The organism is Rothia sp. CCM 9419, from assembly GCF_048512815.1.
GTDB lineage: Bacteria > Actinomycetota > Actinomycetes > Actinomycetales > Micrococcaceae > Rothia.
The window spans coordinates 40,017-56,994 of sequence record NZ_JBLXXY010000002.1; the positions used below are offsets into that span (position 1 = coordinate 40,017).

Consider the following 16,978-nt stretch of genomic DNA (forward strand, 5'->3'; position numbering starts at 1 on the left):
GGGTGTTGGCTTCAATCCCTTAAACGGGAGGAGCCAACACCCATCATCTTTTTATCAAGGTAAGGTTATTATTCGCTGGAGGATTCGTCCTGACCGGCGCTATGTTTAGGTGTGTAGTCCTTAATCTGCTCACCTAATTCAATGAGTTTATTGCCAGTTTCTTGACGGAACTCATCAAGTTTCTCGGCACGTTCAGCACGTTTAGCTTCAGCACGTTCAGCACGCTCTGCTCGGAACTCTTCGAACTTCTTAGACTGCTCATTGACAGACTCTTTAGTACGGTTATAAATATCCTCAATATATGAAGCAAAATCATGCGAAACTACAGCACGTTTAATTTTTTGTGACGGAGTCAAATGCCCTTCTTCTTCGGTAAAATCACGGTTCATAATACGGAACTCACGAATAGATTCCGCTCGTGACACAAACGTGTTTGCCTCATCGATAAACTTCTGAATAGCCTCACGAACTTTAGGGTTAATAGCCGCATCAGAAATAGACATCTCACGCGGTAAACCAAGATGCTCTAACTCATCTGGTAAAGCGTCTGGGTCGAGGGTAATCAGTGCCGCAATAAACGGTTTCTCATCGCCAATAAGCATGGCATTAGAAACTAGTGGGGAAGTACGTAGACGCTCTTCAGCAACTGAAGGAATAACGTTTTTACCACCAGCTGTCACAATAATTTCTTTTTTACGTCCGACAATCTTAATAAAACCACGCTCATCAATTTGAGCTAAGTCGCCGCTACGGAACCAACCATCCTCTGTGAAAGCGATAGCGTTTTCTTCAGGGTTATCAAGATACCCCGTAATGACACCAACACCTTTAAGCTCTAACTCGCCGTCTTCAGCAAGACGAGCAGCACCACCAGGTAACAACGTACCAACATTTCCGACCTCAAAGTCGCGGGTGCGTCCAACACAGATAGGACCGGTACATTCAGTTAGTCCGTACCCCTCAATGACCATAACACCTACTGCATGGAAGAAATGGCCTAACCGAGGAGCTAAGGGGCCTCCACCAGATACCGCATATCGGAGGTTTCCTCCCATTGCTTTACGCAACTGAGAGTAAACCAGACGGTCATAGAATGCGTATTGTAGCGCTAACGTGCGGGGAACTTTTCCAGCGATAGAAGCCTTCGACCAACGAATTGCTACGTCAACAGAACGGTGGAAGAGCTTAGCGTTAACTTTTCCGCCTTTCTCTGCCTTACGCACTGACGCCTCATAAATCTTCTCAAAGAGACGGGGGACCACCAACAAGAAGGTTGGTTTAAACGAACCTAAATCAGAGGTTAGATTCTTGATATTAGAAGAATGACCAACCACAACTCCAGCGTCCATCGCCGTAATCTGAATGATACGAGCCATGACGTGAGCTAAAGGCAAGAACAACACTGTTGAACCACCCGGTTTAGAAACATTTGGTTCACCCACCAAGATGTTGGCTGCAACACGCGCAAACATGCCGTGAGTGAGAGGACAACTCTTAGGCTTTCCTGTTGTGCCAGACGTATAAATAATGGACGCAACAGACTCTAACGTAGCGTGGGAGCGACGCTGCTCCACTACCTCATCACTAATATCCTGACCTTTGCGGACCAGTTCTTTGAGGTCACCTTGATCAATAACCCAGGTATTGTCTAATACAAGGGGAGCGAACTGCTCACCTTCAGCAACAGTGTGAGCAAGGGCTTCTGTTTCTACGAACACTGCTTTTGCCCGAGAGTGCGAAAGCGCCCAAGCGGCTTGAGCAGGTGAAGAAGTTTCATAGACAGGAACTGAAATGGCGCCGGCATACCAGATTGCAAAGTCAATCAGCGTCCACTCATATCGGGTGCGGGACATAATGCCAACGGTATCGCCAATTTCGATGCCTGCAGCAATCATACCCTTAGCAAGGTCTACTACCTGTTTTTTAAACTCGGTGGCACGAATAGGTACCCAGTTGCCAGGGGAGTACTGGACACGGTAAAGAACGGGGTTCTCACTATGTTGTACTTTACGTTCCAAAATATCGGTAACGTTGAGCTGTGGGTCACAGGTGACAGCTTCTGGTACTGAAACATACTTCATAAGGTAACTTTCTGGCTCAATTCACATGATGTGAGAAAAACAGTAGCATGTTCAAAGATGAACGGGGCATCATTATCAAGAGTTGCCACATGATAGCTATTCTCAAGCTCAATAAACTCTACCGGGCAGAGCGCATTTTTCAGAAAATAACGGTGCGAAGCATCTGAAACCACATGATCTTGCCGTGAACGAAAATATAAAACTGGTTCAGACAAAAGCGGTATCACCGGACGCAACTGTCGCCCCAAAAAATGTAACTGCGCTGCAGAGGCAGTAGGAACTCTATCATAAGCACCCTCATCAACACCTTCTAACGCAATATCAGAAGCAATAGAAGACGTACTTGAGATAAAAAACTTCGTATACGGAGTCAAAGACAACAACGGGGTTGGATTTACAACATAAGGATTAATAACAATTGTTCCCACCACCGGACGACGAGCAGACTGATAAAGAGCTAACGCCCCACCCATCGACAAACCCGCAATAACAACGTCACACCCTTGAGAACGTAAACGCCAATACGCCTGATCTACCTCAGCCAACCAATCATGACGAGAAAACCTCGACATATCCTGCCATGAGGTGCCATGACCCGGCAGACAAGGAAGTTCTACCGAATATCCCAACCCCATCACATGCTCAGCTAAAGGACGCATGCTCCACGGCGAACCCGTAAAACCATGCAACACCAGCACACCGATAGACTTTTGACCACGAAAAGATATCGGCTGATGGTTAAAAATACCGGCCAAAACTATATCTCCTGAAGGTGCCTCATCGGAACGCGAACACCACTCATTATAAGGTCACTGAACAGCATTCACCTCGTATCAAAGACACAACTGTCACAAAAACACTCCAGCAAAAATAAACCTGCACTACTTAGGCCATGACAGTTCTCAAGCCACGCAACCAAAACGAGATGCAGACAGAACACTATTGATAAACTATGAATGCATTCGACGCTCGTGTAGAGAGGCACACCCACAAGAATGAAAAATACCCAAAGCACCCGCCTATATATGGTCCTCAAAAAAGTTTGCACTCCACTGCTTGGACGCATCTATCACCACAGCGTCCAAGGACAAGAAAACTTACCAGCAGGGGGAGCCATTCTTGCCAGCAACCACTTAGCATTTTGCGACTCCCTCTTTATTCCCATGTCAGTACCTCGACAAGTATTCTTTCTCGCAAAATCTGATTACTTTACCGGAACCGGACTCAAAGGACGCCTCATGCGCTGGTTCTTCAGCGGCGTTGGACAAATTCCTATGGACCGGTCTGGTGGAGCTAAAAGCCAAGCCTCTCTCAACCAAGGAATCAACAAACTACACGAAGGTTGCTACCTCGGCATCTACCCAGAAGGAACAAGAAGCCCCGACGGCAGAGCCTACCGAGCAAAAATTGGTGTTGCAAAACTTGCCCTGAGCGCTCGCGTTCCAGTTGTTCCTATCGGGCAAATCGGAACAGACCGGGTCCAACCACTTGGAACAAATGCTGTACGTTTCAAAAATGCTGACGGGTCCGCTATTACCGTAGAAACACGTATTGGAAAACCCTTAGATTTCTCCGAATACTGGGACCGTGCATCTGACCATAAAGTTCAACGCCTTGTCGCTGACCGTATTGTGGAAGCAATCCGTGAACTTAGCGAACAAGAATACGTTCCGGTTTATGCTGCAGACGTCAAAGACCGCATGAAAAAACATCATGTCACAGCAGAAGAAGCTATTGCTGAGATAATGTCCTAATTTTTTGCAAACTGCTCAAGATACCGGTAATGTTCACCAAAATACTCGTACCCTGCAGAGGGTATGAGTCACTTGCTTACCAAGCAGTAGCTTCACAAGAATACCGTTCTAAGAACACCCATATCTTAAGCGCGGTATCTTGTTGTAGCACCCCATTTTCTGATACCGCAGAACTTTCGTACTCTCGAAGGAAACCTAATATGTCACTAGAAAACAGCCAACATGGTCAGACGCTGAACTCCCACAATCTGCCAGAGCTTGACGAATGGCGCAATCTACATATTGACCAACAACCAACGTGGCATGAACACCCCGATTATCCTTCGTCTATTCAAGAGCTCAGCTCACTTCCCCCTCTTGTCTTTGCCGGTGAAGTGGACCGTCTGCGCAGAAGACTCGCGAACGTTGCTGAAGGAAAAGCTTTCTTCCTCCAAGGTGGAGACTGCGCTGAAACCTTTAACGACGCTACCGCCGATAAAATCTCAGCACGAGTAAAAACACTCCTACAAATGGCTGTCGTACTCACCTACGGTGCCTCTATGCCCGTTGTCAAAATGGGACGTATGGCAGGACAATTTTCAAAACCTCGCTCCTCAAACGATGAAACACGTGATGGAATCACCTTGCCCTCGTTCCGTGGCGAAATGGTTAACGGCTTTGACTTCACGGAAGAAGCTCGTGCTCATGATCCTCGACGTATGGTACGTGGATACCACACCTCCGCATCAACGCTTAACCTTGTCCGAGCTTTTACAACAGGAGGGTTTGCTGACCTTCGTTTAGTCAACCAATGGAATAAAGGCTTTACCGCTAACCCTGCACACGCACGCTACGAATCTTTAGCACGAGAGATTGACCGTGCACTTAAATTCATGGAAGCTTGCGGAGCCGATTTTGAAGCTCTTAAAGCAACCGAAATGTACGTCGGGCATGAGGGATTACTCCTCGACTACGAACGTGCCATGACACGGATTGATTCACGTACTCAAAACCCATATGACACCTCTGCACACTTCATCTGGATTGGTGAACGAACCCGAGGACTAGACGATGCACACGTTAACTTCCTGTCTAAGGTGCGTAACCCCATCGGTGTTAAGCTTGGACCAACGACATCTACGGAAGAAGTCCTCCGCCTCATCGACATTTTAGATCCAGAACGTGAACCAGGACGTTTGACCTTCATTACTCGCATGGGAGCACAGAAAATTCGAGAAAATCTTCCTCCCCTCGTTGAATCGGTTAAATCTGAAGGCTCAAAGATTGTCTGGGTAACAGACCCCATGCACGGTAACACTATTTCTGTGCCATCAGGATATAAGACAAGACGCTTTAACGATGTTGTCGATGAAGTTCGTGGTTTCTTTGAAGTGCACGAGGCATTGGGAACATTCCCCGGTGGGCTACATATCGAGATGACAGGCGACGACGTCGCTGAATGTTTGGGAGGCTCAGACCCCGTTGACGAATCAGCGTTCTTAGATAGTTATGAGTCTCTCTGCGATCCACGGCTTAACCACCGCCAATCTTTGGAGATCGCGTTCTTGGTTGCAGAGTATCTTGCACGACGCTAAACCTCATTGAGGGTATTTAAAAAATAATATTTTCAATAGTTGAGGGGCAGTAGGAAAAAATTCTATTGCCCCTCAACTATTAATGTCTGAGCTTTTTATCAAAAGCTTTCAAAGAGAAGTCCTTCGCTCGGCAGTGCCGGCAAAGCGTTGAGATGCGGAATGAGCGGAGATTGTATGAGAATCACCGCTAGCTGTTGCCCTAGGAAACCTGCGATAGTGTATGTGAGAATAAAGACGAGCATTATTCCTATACATACAGGCAGAGTAGGCTTTCGAGTCCACGACTGTGGGGGCTTGCGACGAGTTGTAGGATGAGTATGAAAAGCTTGTTGAGGCGGGGTCACTATCGGGTGAGAAGACTCAGCAGGCCCTTGTGGAAGATAATATTGAGCGCTTAGGGCGGACGTATCGTCGGAATTTTCTGCTGTTGTATCTCGTACTGAACTATCAGAATAATAAGTATTTTCTGACTTGGCGTCTTCGAACGTGCGAGAGTCTGCGAACTTTAAGTTTTTATCGACTTCTTTAAAAGCAGTAAAGATAAGGTTCTGCGATTCTTCCAAAGGTTGACTTGCCGCCGTCAGCTGTGCAACGTCCTCCCAGAGACTTCTGCTCGGAAGTGCATCATCTGTCTGTCTATAGTTCAACGCATCAGGTGATAAATCTGAATGAACCTGTTGGAGAATTTCAAAAAGCTCGGTAGCGTGAGACGGGCGCGCTCTCGCCGGTTTACGCGTACACCATTTGATGATTCCTGAAATGCTCTGATCAAGTTGCGGAGCATATTTATTGATGTCTGGTAGTTCCGTCTTCACATTATGGTAGATAACCTGCTGATCATCTGAACACTCTGCGAAGGGAAGTCTGCCGCTGAGCATACGGTACATGATAATCCCCAGAGAGAAAATATCTGCTTGTACTCCCACCTCAGCTCCGGGCGTGACAATCTCTGGGGCAACAAATGACGGCGTGCCCATCAGCTCACCTGTCCACGTCTGGTCAGCACGTCGGGTCAAACCAAAATCTGTCAGTTTAATGTCTCGATAATCTGCAGAGAGAAGAATATTGCTTGGTTTGAGGTCACGGTGAATCAAATCGTGTGCATGGACCTCAGAAAGACCCTCAACTACTGGCAGAATAATCTCAAACATTTCTGCTGGTGTGAGAACCTTACGATGGTTTAACAAATCTTGCAATGTGCAACCGTGCACATAATCAAGAACAAGAAACATCAGCTGATAGCCTTGTTCCTCTTGAACACCAGAATCAATAACACCCACGACATGCTCATGAGATATATTGCGAAGAGAACGTTCTTCTCTAAAAAATTTTTGCTGCTGTGAGATATCTGAACAAAAACGAGCAGACAAAACCTTAATAGCCACAGGATTATGAGAGAACACGTCCGTAGCATAATAAACCTCTGCCATACCCCCTTCGCCGATTTTTTTGCCGAGTTGATAGCGTTGGCCAAAAGTTTTTCCAGTGAGCCATGCGTCAGAACGTGATTTACTCATGTAGCTATACTACTAGGCTCAAAACTGTCGATAGGGTGAAAATATCTTCATTCTTAGCGAATAAAATCCTTTGAGGTGCTCTAAAGCACGGAAAAACTTCTCAATATCTGGCAGACTCATTAACTGTGACTGAAGAAAAAACTACTGCACAGATTTTTGACCTTGTGGGCAATTGGCTCACTATCCCCGATATCGCTGAGCTACTTGATATTAAGGTAACTCGCGTACACTCTCTTATCGCAGAACGTGCGCTTTTAGCTCTTCGCGACCCAGAAACTCAGATTCGTAAAGTTCCAGAATTCTTCTTCCGAGAAGAACACGTTTTGGAATCTCTTAAAGGAACGTTAATCGTTCTTCAAGACGCTGGGTTCAGTGACGAAGAAGCTATCACATGGCTATTTACTGAGGATGAATCCCTACCTGGCCGTCCTATTGATGCGTTACATCAAGGACGGAAAACCGAGATTCGTCGTCGTGCTAGCGCGTTAGCTTGGTAACGCCTCTTACGGTGTAAAAAACATCAGATACATCATATGGTGGTGTAGCTATCGTAGAATCTATGATAGCTACACCACCATTTTCCATCTCGTCGTACAGGACCCCCAGATACATAAGAGCCTATGAGCGTCGATGCAACATCTTCGACACAATGCCAGCTAAAGCAACGCGAGTGAGCTCATCAATCTGCATACTCTCTAAAGCTGAAAATACTTCATTTCTGGTACTTTCGATGTCTTTTTCGACCTCTGCAAGCGCACCAGAATCAGTAATAATCTTTCGTAGCTGAGAAATCTCATCGTCATTCAGCTCGGGGTTCCCCAACTGAGAATTCAATAATTCCCAATGTTCTCGAGGAGCGTTCTTCTCGACAAGAGCGATGAGTACCGTCCGCTTTCCCTCTTTAAGATCGTCACCGGCAGGTTTTCCTGTCTCTTGTGGCTCTCCAAAGACACCTAATACATCGTCTCGAAGCTGATAACCTTCACCCAATGGCAACCCAAAAGAACGGTATTGCTCAAGTAAGGAGCTCGACTCATCCGAAGAAATATTCAAGGCGAGCGCTCCACCTAAAGATAACGGGTGCTCACATGAATATTTTGCAGATTTATAACGGATAATATTGCGGGCATATTGCAAAGACTGCTGGTAACCTCTTGACGGTACTACCTCGTTGAAAATATCGAGGTACTGACCTGCCATCACTTCAGTGCGCATGAGGTCAAAGATATGTCGAGCTTCAGAACCCCATAATGCTTTGTCTCCGATAGAACTAAACATCATCTCGGACCACGATAGACACAAATCTCCTGCGATAATGGCGCTAGAAGTACCATAATTTTCTGAAGACGTAAGCCACTGTTGCTTCTGATGCTCGTATTCAAATCCGCGGTGCACTGATGGTGCGCCACGTCGAGTATCTGAACGATCAATAATATCGTCGTGAATCAGCGCTGCCGTTTGGAATAATTCGATGGCCACGCCTGCTTTAACAATTTCATTCGAGATATCGTGTGCACCTGCGCCACGATAACCCCAATAGCTTAGGAGCGCACGAATTCTCTTTCCTCCTGAGCAGAGCCTACGGATAGCATTCAGAAGTTCAACCGACTCAATAGAAATCTTGTGAAGAAGCCGTTCTTGGCTCGTGAAAAACGCTTGCATATGGTCTTCTACCGCTTGAAGGTAAGCTTCTTGTTCTGCACGGACCTGTTCTGCAATCGTCTGGTTTGGAGCGTTATGAGCCAATGGTGATCCTTGAGCATGAGGGGAGTAAACTCTCCCCATTTTAGGGGAGGTCTTGAAAGAAAATCTACTGTAATACAAGAACTCTCCGGGTGTTGATTCCTAGAAGCTGTCAAAAGTTATATGCTCTTAGTAGCGTTATATCGAATATATGTTCTATTTAGGTGGTGTTCTTATGACAGAAAAACCCTCAAGAATCATTATGCACCTTGATATGGACGCTTTTTTCGTGAATGCTGAGTTGCTTCATCGAAACTATACGACGGATGTACCCGTCATCGTGGCGAAAGAAAGCGCTCGCTCTGTGGTGCTTTCTGCCTCATATTCTGCACGTGCTTATGGTGTCCGATCGGCAATGCCACTTCTGAGGGCAAAATCGTTATGTCCGCACGCTATTATTCTTGCGCCGAGCGCAGATTATGCCCACTATTCTCATCAGATGATGAATATTCTGAAAAGTTATAGTTCGCTGGTTGAAAAGATAAGTATTGACGAAGCCTTTGTCGACTTGAGTGGTACCGTTCGTACTTTGGGACACCCCGTGGGTGCTGCTCATCATATTCGGCAAAGAATCATGCGTGAATTATCTTTACCTTGTTCGGTGGGGATAGGTCCTACAAAATTTATTGCTAAGATGGCTTCTTCTGCAAGTAAACCTCATGGTTTATGGGCTATTGCTCCTCATCAGGTGCAAGATTTTCTGGACCCTCTGCCGGTTGAAAAATTGTGGGGAGTTGGAGCTAAAACACAGCAGCTATTAGCTGATATTGGTGTGCACACTGTATCCCAGCTGCGCGATTATTCCCGTCCTTTCCTTATTTCACGTTTTGGTGCGAGTTCAGGCTCTCATCTTTATGATATTGCTCGAGGTCTTGACCCTCGCGAGGTTATCCCTCAACGTCCAGAGAAGTCAGTGGGGGCAGAACACACTTTTTATCAAGATGTTTCATCGTGCGAGCAGGTACAACAGGAATTGCTGAAAATATCTTTATCTTTAGGTGTTCGACTCCGCAAACTTCGTAAATACGCATCAACGATTTCCATTAAAATTCGATACTCAGATTTTCATACAGTAACTCGTTCCACCTCTTCTTCAGAAGGTACGAACTCTGGGCAAAAAATTTATACTGTCGCTTTAGATAAAATGCGGGAGCTTTCTATCTTTGATAGTAACGGTATTGCTCATCGAAGGATTCGTCTGATTGGTGTAAGAGCAGAAAACCTGCGCGATATAGAAACTGGTGTTCAAGGCGCTCTCTTTGATCGAGAATCACAGTACGAGAATTCTCTTTCTGGCTCAACATCATTCGGAAGGGAAGACAACTGGCGTCGAACAGAAGAAATGATGGATCAAATCCATGAACGTTTCGGAGTTAAGGGCATCATGCCCGCAAAATTATTGAATTCTTCTCTCTCAGAAAAAGATGAGACATCGTAGGATGTGGGTGAGAAGAAAATAACCCTCATTATTCTTGGTGTATCCATAGCACTGGAGATAATGCTTCTGTATGATGAGGAGAGAGTTTGAGAAAGAGATACTTTGTCTCTTGTATCCCATCAATAATTATGAAGACAGGGGAGCAATATGCCACTTTCGGAACGTGAGCAACAGTTGCTAGCGCAGCTTGAACAGCAGCTCAACGCGGAAGACCCAAAATTTGCAAGCTCCATGTCTTCCTCTGAGACTTCTTCTGTTGTGACGTATTCTGCTCGGCATTTAGTTCTTGGTGTTTTGATTGCTCTTGTTGGGCTTGGTATTGTCTTGGCTGGTGTCAGCACAAAGCTTATTCTTCTTGGTGTTTTTGGTTGTGTCATTACCGGTGTTGGAGTTTATGTTGCGACATTAAAAGATTCCTCTAAGGCTGCGGTAAAGACTTCTTCTTCAAAGGTGCGTTCTTCCTCAAAAAATACCTCACGTTTTATGAAAGATTTAGAAGAGAAATGGGATAAACGTCAAAACGGTGGATTGTAGTTTTTTCTTAGGTCCTTGAAGTAAACGGCGGTATGGGTGACCATACCGCCGTTTTTTATGTGTTGAGGTGTTGTAGGAGTGGGGAATGATGCTTTGTCGTTGCTTACCTGGGTGTCATCGCAAAAGATATGTGAAAACTCTTAAAAACATCGAGAAATGCGGGTATTTGGGTAGACTGGGGAGGAAAGTGGAGTAAAGTGGGGTAAGGCGAAACAACATGGTTGTAGTTTTCATTCTTTAAGTGCATGAAGAAACCAAGGAAATGTGAGGTGTACTAATGTTTTTAGGAACATATACACCTCGTCTTGACGCTAAGGGGAGAGTTATCCTCCCTGCACGTTTTAGAGATTCCTTGGCTGATGGGCTCGTGTTAACTCGAGGGCAAGAACGTTGTCTCTACGTTTTCCCTCTAGAAGAGTTTCAACAAATTCATGAGCGGATGAGGATGGCTCCCATATCATCTAAACAATCCCGTGACTATATTCGTGTGTTCTTGTCGGGCGCTTCTGATGAAGTACCTGATAAACAGGGAAGAGTCACTATTCCCACGAACCTGCGCGAGTATGCAGGTTTGGGGAAAGAACTAACTGTTATCGGTGCCGGTAGCAGAGCTGAGATTTGGGATTCTCAAGTATGGGAAACATACCTTGCAGCGAAGGAATATGAGTTTTCTGCAACAGATGAAGAAGCTTTAGAAGGTTTCGTCTTATAAGCACCTAAAGATACCGCCTCAAAGAACCACCAACATCATGAAAACGTTATAGGTCATAACGTGAAGGAGCAAAAGTGACTGACGGCGCCGCACTCGGCAAAGAAGCCCATCAGAGGCACATCCCCGTTATGCTTGACCGCTGCCTTGAGCTTCTTGCACCTGCTATCAGTCGTGACAACGCTTATGCTATTGACGGGACGTTAGGAATGGGTGGGCATACCGAAGCGATGCTTGAACGTTTCCCAAAACTAACCGTTATTGGTATTGACCGTGATCTTGAAGCTCACCGTATCGCGGGGGAGCGACTCCAACGCTTTGGTTCACGATTTAAACCTATCCACGCTGTATACGATGAAATTCCAGATGTTCTTTCATCATTGGGCTTAAGTTCTGTTGATGGTGTGCTCTTCGACCTTGGTGTTTCTTCTATGCAACTAGATGAGCGCGAACGCGGGTTTGCTTATTCCTATGATGCACCATTAGATATGCGTATGGACGCTACTGAAGAACTCACTGCAGAGCGTATTGTGAATGAATATTCTGTTGAAGAGCTACGTCGTATCATTCGTTCTTGGGGAGAAGAAAAATTCGCCTCACGTATTGCCTCCGAGATTGTTAAAACCCGTCAAGAGCAACCTTTAGTAACAACAGGAGAGCTTGTCAGCGCCATCCAACGTGCTGTTCCTGTTGCTGCTCAACGTCAGGGCGGGCACCCTGCAAAAAGAACTTTTCAAGCCTTGCGTATCGAAGTTAATCATGAATTAGATGCTTTATCTCGAGCGATTCCAGCAGCTATCGATGCGCTAAATCTTGGTGGGCGTCTTGTCGCGATGAGCTATCACAGTTTAGAAGATCAGCTTGTTAAAAAAGCGATGGTACGAAAAGCGACTTCTAGTGCGCCTAAAGGTTTTCCCGTTGAGCTTGAAGAACATAAACCGGAGCTAAAAATTATTACTCGTGGTGCAGAACCGCCGAGTGAACAAGAAATTAGCGAAAATTCGAGGGCAGCTAGTGCAAAATTACGAGCTGCTGAAAAGGTTAAGATGAATCAGGGAGGAGGGCGTTAGATGAGTGCTGAACCTCAATTTCCTCGTCGAGGGCAGAATATGAAAAATTCTTCGTCAAAGCGACATTTGCGGCTCGTCTCTGATTCTGTGAGTGTATCTTCTGCTAAAACTCGGCCTGCTTTAGTTCCAGGTGCTGCGCCTAAGAACCGTAGAATGCTGATTATCCTCGGGTTCCTTGCTATTCCTTTTGCCCTCGGAATTATCCTATGGCTTAACATTCTCACGGCGCAGGGACAGTACGAACTTCTCGATCTTCGTGCGCAAGAAAAAAGTCTGATTGAAAAAAATGAGGCGCTAGTTCAAGAAATTGAGTACGATAAAGCACCTCAAGATTTAGCGGTGCGTGCATCTCAACTAGGGCTTGTTGCAACAGACGTGACAACAACACTGAACTTGCAAACAGGGCAGCTGAGTGGAACTCCTGTTCCTGCGGCAAAAGTTGAAGGTCAAGACCATCGTAAAAATCTGATTAGCCCACCTGCCTTGTATGACACCGAAGCGTATGCTAAGGCTAGCGAACGAGCTGCTGAACAGCTCAAAAAAGAACGTGCAGAACAGAAACGTAAAGAAGAAGCTGCACGTCAGAAGAAAGAAGCTGAGCAGAAAGCTCAGCGTCAGCAGCATGAACGGCAGGAAAATGCTCCTCCTCCTTCTGCCTCGCCGTCACAACAGCCTGCCACTCATCCCTCTGCACCAGATGCAAACCACTAATAACTGGGATATGACACCTTCGCTCACAGTCGTAGAGGTTCAACTATGTTGTTTTCAGGCAGGATGATGGTTTAAAGATTCTACGTGTTATAAGTAGGCAAATACTTGTCGCGTGAACTTGAGAGTGCTGTGGAAAAATAGGTATGGTGTTAGCCGGTTATGGTAGTGCTAAGACCAGAGGTTGAGAGAGTTTAAGGGAAACGCGATGAACGAAAAAGAAACTAGGAAACCCGTACCTAGTTCACGGCCGACAGAACGTCGGGCAATCGGCCGTCGTGCCTTTTTAGCGAGTGCAATCGGCACCGCCGGTTTAGGCCTTTTCAGTGCGCGTCTCTTATATCTTCAAGGGTTTGACCCAAACGGTATTGCGGCAAAGGCTAAAGAGCGAAGAATTCGAACGCAAGAAATTCCGGCCTTAAGAGGTCAGATTCTTGATATTAACGGGAATATTCTTGCTCGAACCGTTCAGCGTTACACTGTTGTCGTCGATCAGAGTGCCGTTGCGCCGTTTCGTCGTTACGTTAAAGGCAGTAAAGACCAGAATGAGACGGAACTCGTTACTCCGAGCCAATTAGTGTATGAGCTGGCTGATTTGTTAAAAATGTCAGACTCAGACGTTAAAGCTGCACTTGACGGTGATAGAAAATATTCGGTGGTTAAAGACAACGTTACACCGGAGGTCTATAACGCTGTTAGCGACTTAGGCGCAACATTTGTGTACGGAAAAGTTACCTCTGAGCGCCTTTATCCTAATGGGGCAGTAGGTGGATCCGTTGTTGGACGTTTTCAAATGGTTGAAGCTAAAGTTGAAGGTTCAGATGAGATTGAACTTCAAAACAACTCCGTAGGTATTGAACGCGTATACGGCGAAACTCTAGCCGGAAAAAACGGAGAACGTAGCTTCGAGATTAGTGCAACCGGTGTGCGTATCCCCGTTGGCGACGAACATAATATCCCCGCCGTCAACGGAAAAAATGTGCGTCTAACCATCAACCAAGACATCCAATACTTCGCCCAGCAAGTTGTAAAAGCACGAGCCGACGAACTTAAAGCTGAATGGGCAACCGCCGTCGTTATGAACGTAACAGATGGTTCAATTCTGGCTTTAGCAGACTCCAGTACCATGGACCCAGGGTCACAGAAATTCACTTACGCTGACATGAACCCCCGCGCCATCACTCAAGCCACAGAACCTGGCTCAACAGAAAAGATTCTTACAGCCTCAGCCTTACTTGATAGAGGCCTCGTCACACCCACAACAGTATTTGATGTACCTGCCGAACTCGTCATCGATGGGCAGACCATTACTGACTCGTTTGAACATCCTCCCCAGAGACGCACATTCTCTGGCATCATTACCGACTCTATGAATACCGGAACTGTTCTTGCGGGAAAGAAAATGACTCCTGAACAACGTTATGACTGGCTTAAGAAATATGGTTTGGGCGAATATACGGGAATTGAGCTAACCGGCGAAAACCAAGGAATCGTAGCCTCTTGGAAAGACTGGGATGTCCGCCAACAATACACCGTACTCTTTGGCCAAGGTGTTGCTCAAACACCCCTACAAACCTCCTTGATTTACCAAACTGTGGGTAATTTAGGTATCAAGCTGAAGCCAAGAATTGTTGACGCTATCATCGATGCCGACGGTACCGAAGAAATGATGCCTATTGAGCCTGGAGAAAGAATCATCTCCGAAAAAGCAGCACGAGAAACCCTGAGCCTAATGGAAAACGTGGTGCTACAAAATGCAAAAGGTGCCCAAGTAGCAGGATACCGAGTGGGCGGAAAAACTGGTACCGCAGAAGCACCCAGTGAAACTAAAGCAGGGTACGACGGGTACACCACCTCTTTTGTGGGGGTAGCACCCCTAGAAAATCCACAATTTTTGGTCAGCGTAACGATTCAGCGTCCAGATGCTAACGCATATAACGTTGGTCTTGCTGGTGCTGCTACACAGTTCTCGCAAATCATGGAAAAAGTGCTGAGCACTTATAACGTTCCGCACTCAACCAGTGAACCAGTAGAAATCCAAAAATTTGCCGAAAAAGATGAATCAAAACAAGACTCGATAGGGTAAAAGAGTCTTTAACTCACGAAAATTCCAGCAACCTTATAAAATAAGAATATTATGAAAGCGCAGAATACTATGAGCACTGAGGAACCAACCGGTCAAGGAACCGCTCAGAGCCTCCGACCGCAACATATCGTCGGACGCTCCGCACAAGAATTGGTTGATTACCTAATAAACGTGGGACACCCCGCCCAGCTGCTCACTGATACACCACATATCACTGGAATCACAATGGACTCCCGTGAAGTCCAATCAGGAGACCTCTACGTCGCTATCCCCGGAGCTCAAACTCATGGCGCAAAATTCGTTGAAGCCGCAATCAACCAAGGAGCTTCAGCGATACTTACTGATACACAAGGTCTAGAAATCCTCAAAGCGAAAAATCTGTCAGCTCAAGAGCTCACATTAGGGGTTATCCGATGCGAAGAACTGCGCGAGCTCATCGGACCATTATCTGGCTACATCTACCAATCTCAACCTCAAGACGGCAGCGCTCCGACGCTCTTTGCTGTTACCGGAACCAATGGAAAAACCACCACAACATATATGGTGAACTCCATGATGCAAAGTCTTGGAAATACAACCGGTCTTATCGGAACTATCGAGATTCTTGCAGGACAAGAATCTATCCCCTCAAAACTGACTACGCCAGAATCCCCACATGTACACTCACTTATTGCCTTAATGAGAGAACGAGGCATTGGCGCGACCTCAATGGAAGTCTCTTCGCATGCCTTAGACTACCGACGTGTCGACGGCATCCGATACGACGTATCAGGGTTTACTAACCTGACTCAAGACCATCTCGATTTACACGGAGATATGGAAAGCTACTGCGCATCTAAAGCAGAGCTTTTTACCCCAGAACGTTCAGCTCGGGCCGTTATTACCGTTGATGATGCTTGGGGTGAACACATCTACCAGCAAGCATGCCAAGCAATGGGAGCTAACCACGTCGTAGCACTCTACACAAATGCCGGCGCAGGATACGAACATGCACCGACAGGGCTTAACCCACAAGACTGGGTACTTCTCAACGTCGAACGCCACGGCATCGGACACCGTTTTACCGTAGTTCGCACAGATGGAACCCAACTGAACTTACAAACACAATTACCAGCAGACTTCAATGTCTCTAACGCATCATTAGCTGCCGTCATGGTTTATGAATCAGGCCATAATACGACAGAACTAGAACAAGTTTTGCAATGCGCACAAACCCTCACCCCCGTCGTTCCAGGACGTATGCAGTTGATTGGAGAAGCCCCCACCGCTATCGTTGATTTCGCACATAACCCTGACGCGCTCAAACGAGCGCTAGAAGCGGTACACCCTGCTGAACAGAATGGGCGAGTGATTATTGTCTTTGGTGCCACCGGAAACCGTGACCAAACAAAACGTCCCATTATGGGTAGCATCGCTGCACAATATGCAGATATTGTCATCGTCACTGACGATGACCCTCATGACGAAGATCCAACACCGATTCGTCAAGCTGTGGTTGATGGCGCAGAACAAGAAAAAGCATCTGGCGCCCGCGCACAACGGATACTTAACATTTCCCCTCGAGCTGACGCAATCGATTATGCCTTTTCGCTAGCTGGCAAACAGGACTCTGTCCTTATTGCTGGACGTGGGCATGAAACAGCCCAAGATATTGCTGGTGTTGATATTGAACTTGACGATAGGGTAGAAGTAGCTCGGGCACTTAACCGCTATGGGTACAGCGTACTTGCTGACTATCAGCTAATGTTGGAGGCATAAACACAA

Annotated in this window: 14 protein-coding genes; 10 read left to right on the plus strand and 4 right to left on the minus strand. The window is 46.3% G+C overall.

Annotation, left to right across the window (positions count from 1 at the left end):
• Positions 1 to 68 precede the first annotated feature (68 nt).
• Together ACN08W_RS02170 and ACN08W_RS02175 are read right to left on the minus strand one after the other, a co-directional pair.
• A complete protein-coding gene (locus ACN08W_RS02170) occupies positions 69 to 2,081 on the minus strand; it encodes an AMP-dependent synthetase/ligase (protein WP_419108683.1) in 2,013 nt (670 codons plus the stop codon).
• Positions 2,078 to 2,836 carry an alpha/beta hydrolase gene (locus ACN08W_RS02175; RefSeq protein WP_419108684.1) on the minus strand — a complete coding sequence of 253 codons (759 nt, stop codon included), beginning with the start codon at positions 2,834 to 2,836 and terminating at the stop codon, positions 2,078 to 2,080. Before ACN08W_RS02175 ends, ACN08W_RS02170 begins: the two co-directional genes overlap by 4 nt.
• A 240-nt stretch (positions 2,837 to 3,076) precedes the next feature.
• Here ACN08W_RS02175 and ACN08W_RS02180 point away from each other — a divergent pair, with 240 nt between their 5' ends.
• Complete coding sequence (locus tag ACN08W_RS02180) at positions 3,077 to 3,835, plus strand: lysophospholipid acyltransferase family protein (protein WP_419108685.1); 759 nt, start codon at positions 3,077 to 3,079, stop codon at positions 3,833 to 3,835.
• 200 nt (positions 3,836 to 4,035) lie between these two features.
• Positions 4,036 to 5,409 (plus strand): class II 3-deoxy-7-phosphoheptulonate synthase, encoded by a 1,374-nt coding sequence (locus tag ACN08W_RS02185; RefSeq protein WP_419108686.1) that lies wholly within the window; start codon positions 4,036 to 4,038, stop codon positions 5,407 to 5,409.
• A gap of 98 nt (positions 5,410 to 5,507) precedes the next feature.
• Here the strand turns inward: ACN08W_RS02185 and ACN08W_RS02190 are convergent, their stop codons facing one another.
• Positions 5,508 to 6,926, minus strand: coding sequence for a serine/threonine protein kinase (locus ACN08W_RS02190; protein WP_419102997.1), 1,419 nt, complete (start codon positions 6,924 to 6,926; stop codon positions 5,508 to 5,510).
• 164 nt (positions 6,927 to 7,090) lie between these two features.
• Here ACN08W_RS02190 and ACN08W_RS02195 point away from each other — a divergent pair, with 164 nt between their 5' ends.
• Positions 7,091 to 7,423: an Rv2175c family DNA-binding protein gene (locus ACN08W_RS02195; RefSeq protein WP_419103096.1), complete on the plus strand. Its 333-nt coding sequence runs from the start codon at positions 7,091 to 7,093 to the stop codon at positions 7,421 to 7,423.
• A gap of 121 nt (positions 7,424 to 7,544) precedes the next feature.
• Here the strand turns inward: ACN08W_RS02195 and ACN08W_RS02200 are convergent, their stop codons facing one another.
• Positions 7,545 to 8,672, minus strand: a complete 1,128-nt coding sequence (locus ACN08W_RS02200; RefSeq protein WP_419108687.1) for a polyprenyl synthetase family protein — start codon at positions 8,670 to 8,672, stop codon at positions 7,545 to 7,547.
• A gap of 172 nt (positions 8,673 to 8,844) precedes the next feature.
• On the opposite strand from ACN08W_RS02200, the gene dinB reads away from it, so the two are divergent.
• The 7 genes from dinB (at position 8,845) to ACN08W_RS02235 (ending at position 16,972) form a co-directional block, all read left to right on the plus strand.
• Entirely contained in the window at positions 8,845 to 10,107 is a 1,263-nt protein-coding gene (dinB, locus tag ACN08W_RS02205) for a DNA polymerase IV (RefSeq protein ID WP_419108688.1), read from the plus strand.
• A 147-nt stretch (positions 10,108 to 10,254) separates the two neighbouring features.
• Complete coding sequence (locus ACN08W_RS02210; protein ID WP_419106818.1) at positions 10,255 to 10,641, plus strand: DUF3040 domain-containing protein; 387 nt, start codon at positions 10,255 to 10,257, stop codon at positions 10,639 to 10,641.
• 277 nt (positions 10,642 to 10,918) lie between these two features.
• Positions 10,919 to 11,353, plus strand: coding sequence for a division/cell wall cluster transcriptional repressor MraZ (gene mraZ, locus ACN08W_RS02215; protein WP_419108689.1), 435 nt, complete (start codon positions 10,919 to 10,921; stop codon positions 11,351 to 11,353).
• 74 nt (positions 11,354 to 11,427) lie between these two features.
• Entirely contained in the window at positions 11,428 to 12,420 is a 993-nt protein-coding gene (gene rsmH, locus ACN08W_RS02220; RefSeq protein WP_419108690.1) for a 16S rRNA (cytosine(1402)-N(4))-methyltransferase RsmH, read from the plus strand.
• Entirely contained in the window at positions 12,421 to 13,131 is a 711-nt protein-coding gene (locus tag ACN08W_RS02225) for a hypothetical protein (protein WP_419108691.1), read from the plus strand.
• Between the two features lie 205 nt (positions 13,132 to 13,336).
• A complete protein-coding gene (locus tag ACN08W_RS02230; RefSeq protein WP_419103004.1) occupies positions 13,337 to 15,214 on the plus strand; it encodes a peptidoglycan D,D-transpeptidase FtsI family protein in 1,878 nt (625 codons plus the stop codon).
• 69 nt (positions 15,215 to 15,283) lie between these two features.
• Entirely contained in the window at positions 15,284 to 16,972 is a 1,689-nt protein-coding gene (locus tag ACN08W_RS02235; protein ID WP_419108692.1) for a UDP-N-acetylmuramoyl-L-alanyl-D-glutamate--2,6-diaminopimelate ligase, read from the plus strand.
• Positions 16,973 to 16,978 lie beyond the last annotated feature (6 nt).

What these genes read in the sequence shown, in the direction of transcription:
- ACN08W_RS02170 (WP_419108683.1), bottom strand. Translation starts at nt 2,081, where the DNA reads ATGAAGTATGTTTCAGTACCAGAAGCTGTCACCTGTGACCCACAGCTC.
- ACN08W_RS02180 (WP_419108685.1), top strand. Translation starts at nt 3,077, where the DNA reads ATGAAAAATACCCAAAGCACCCGCCTATATATGGTCCTCAAAAAAGTT.
- ACN08W_RS02185 (WP_419108686.1), top strand. Translation starts at nt 4,036, where the DNA reads ATGTCACTAGAAAACAGCCAACATGGTCAGACGCTGAACTCCCACAAT.
- ACN08W_RS02190 (WP_419102997.1), bottom strand. Translation starts at nt 6,926, where the DNA reads ATGAGTAAATCACGTTCTGACGCATGGCTCACTGGAAAAACTTTTGGC.
- dinB (WP_419108688.1), top strand. Translation starts at nt 8,845, where the DNA reads ATGACAGAAAAACCCTCAAGAATCATTATGCACCTTGATATGGACGCT.
- ACN08W_RS02210 (WP_419106818.1), top strand. Translation starts at nt 10,255, where the DNA reads ATGCCACTTTCGGAACGTGAGCAACAGTTGCTAGCGCAGCTTGAACAG.
- mraZ (WP_419108689.1), top strand. Translation starts at nt 10,919, where the DNA reads ATGTTTTTAGGAACATATACACCTCGTCTTGACGCTAAGGGGAGAGTT.
- ACN08W_RS02225 (WP_419108691.1), top strand. Translation starts at nt 12,421, where the DNA reads ATGAGTGCTGAACCTCAATTTCCTCGTCGAGGGCAGAATATGAAAAAT.
- ACN08W_RS02230 (WP_419103004.1), top strand. Translation starts at nt 13,337, where the DNA reads ATGAACGAAAAAGAAACTAGGAAACCCGTACCTAGTTCACGGCCGACA.
- ACN08W_RS02235 (WP_419108692.1), top strand. Translation starts at nt 15,284, where the DNA reads ATGAGCACTGAGGAACCAACCGGTCAAGGAACCGCTCAGAGCCTCCGA.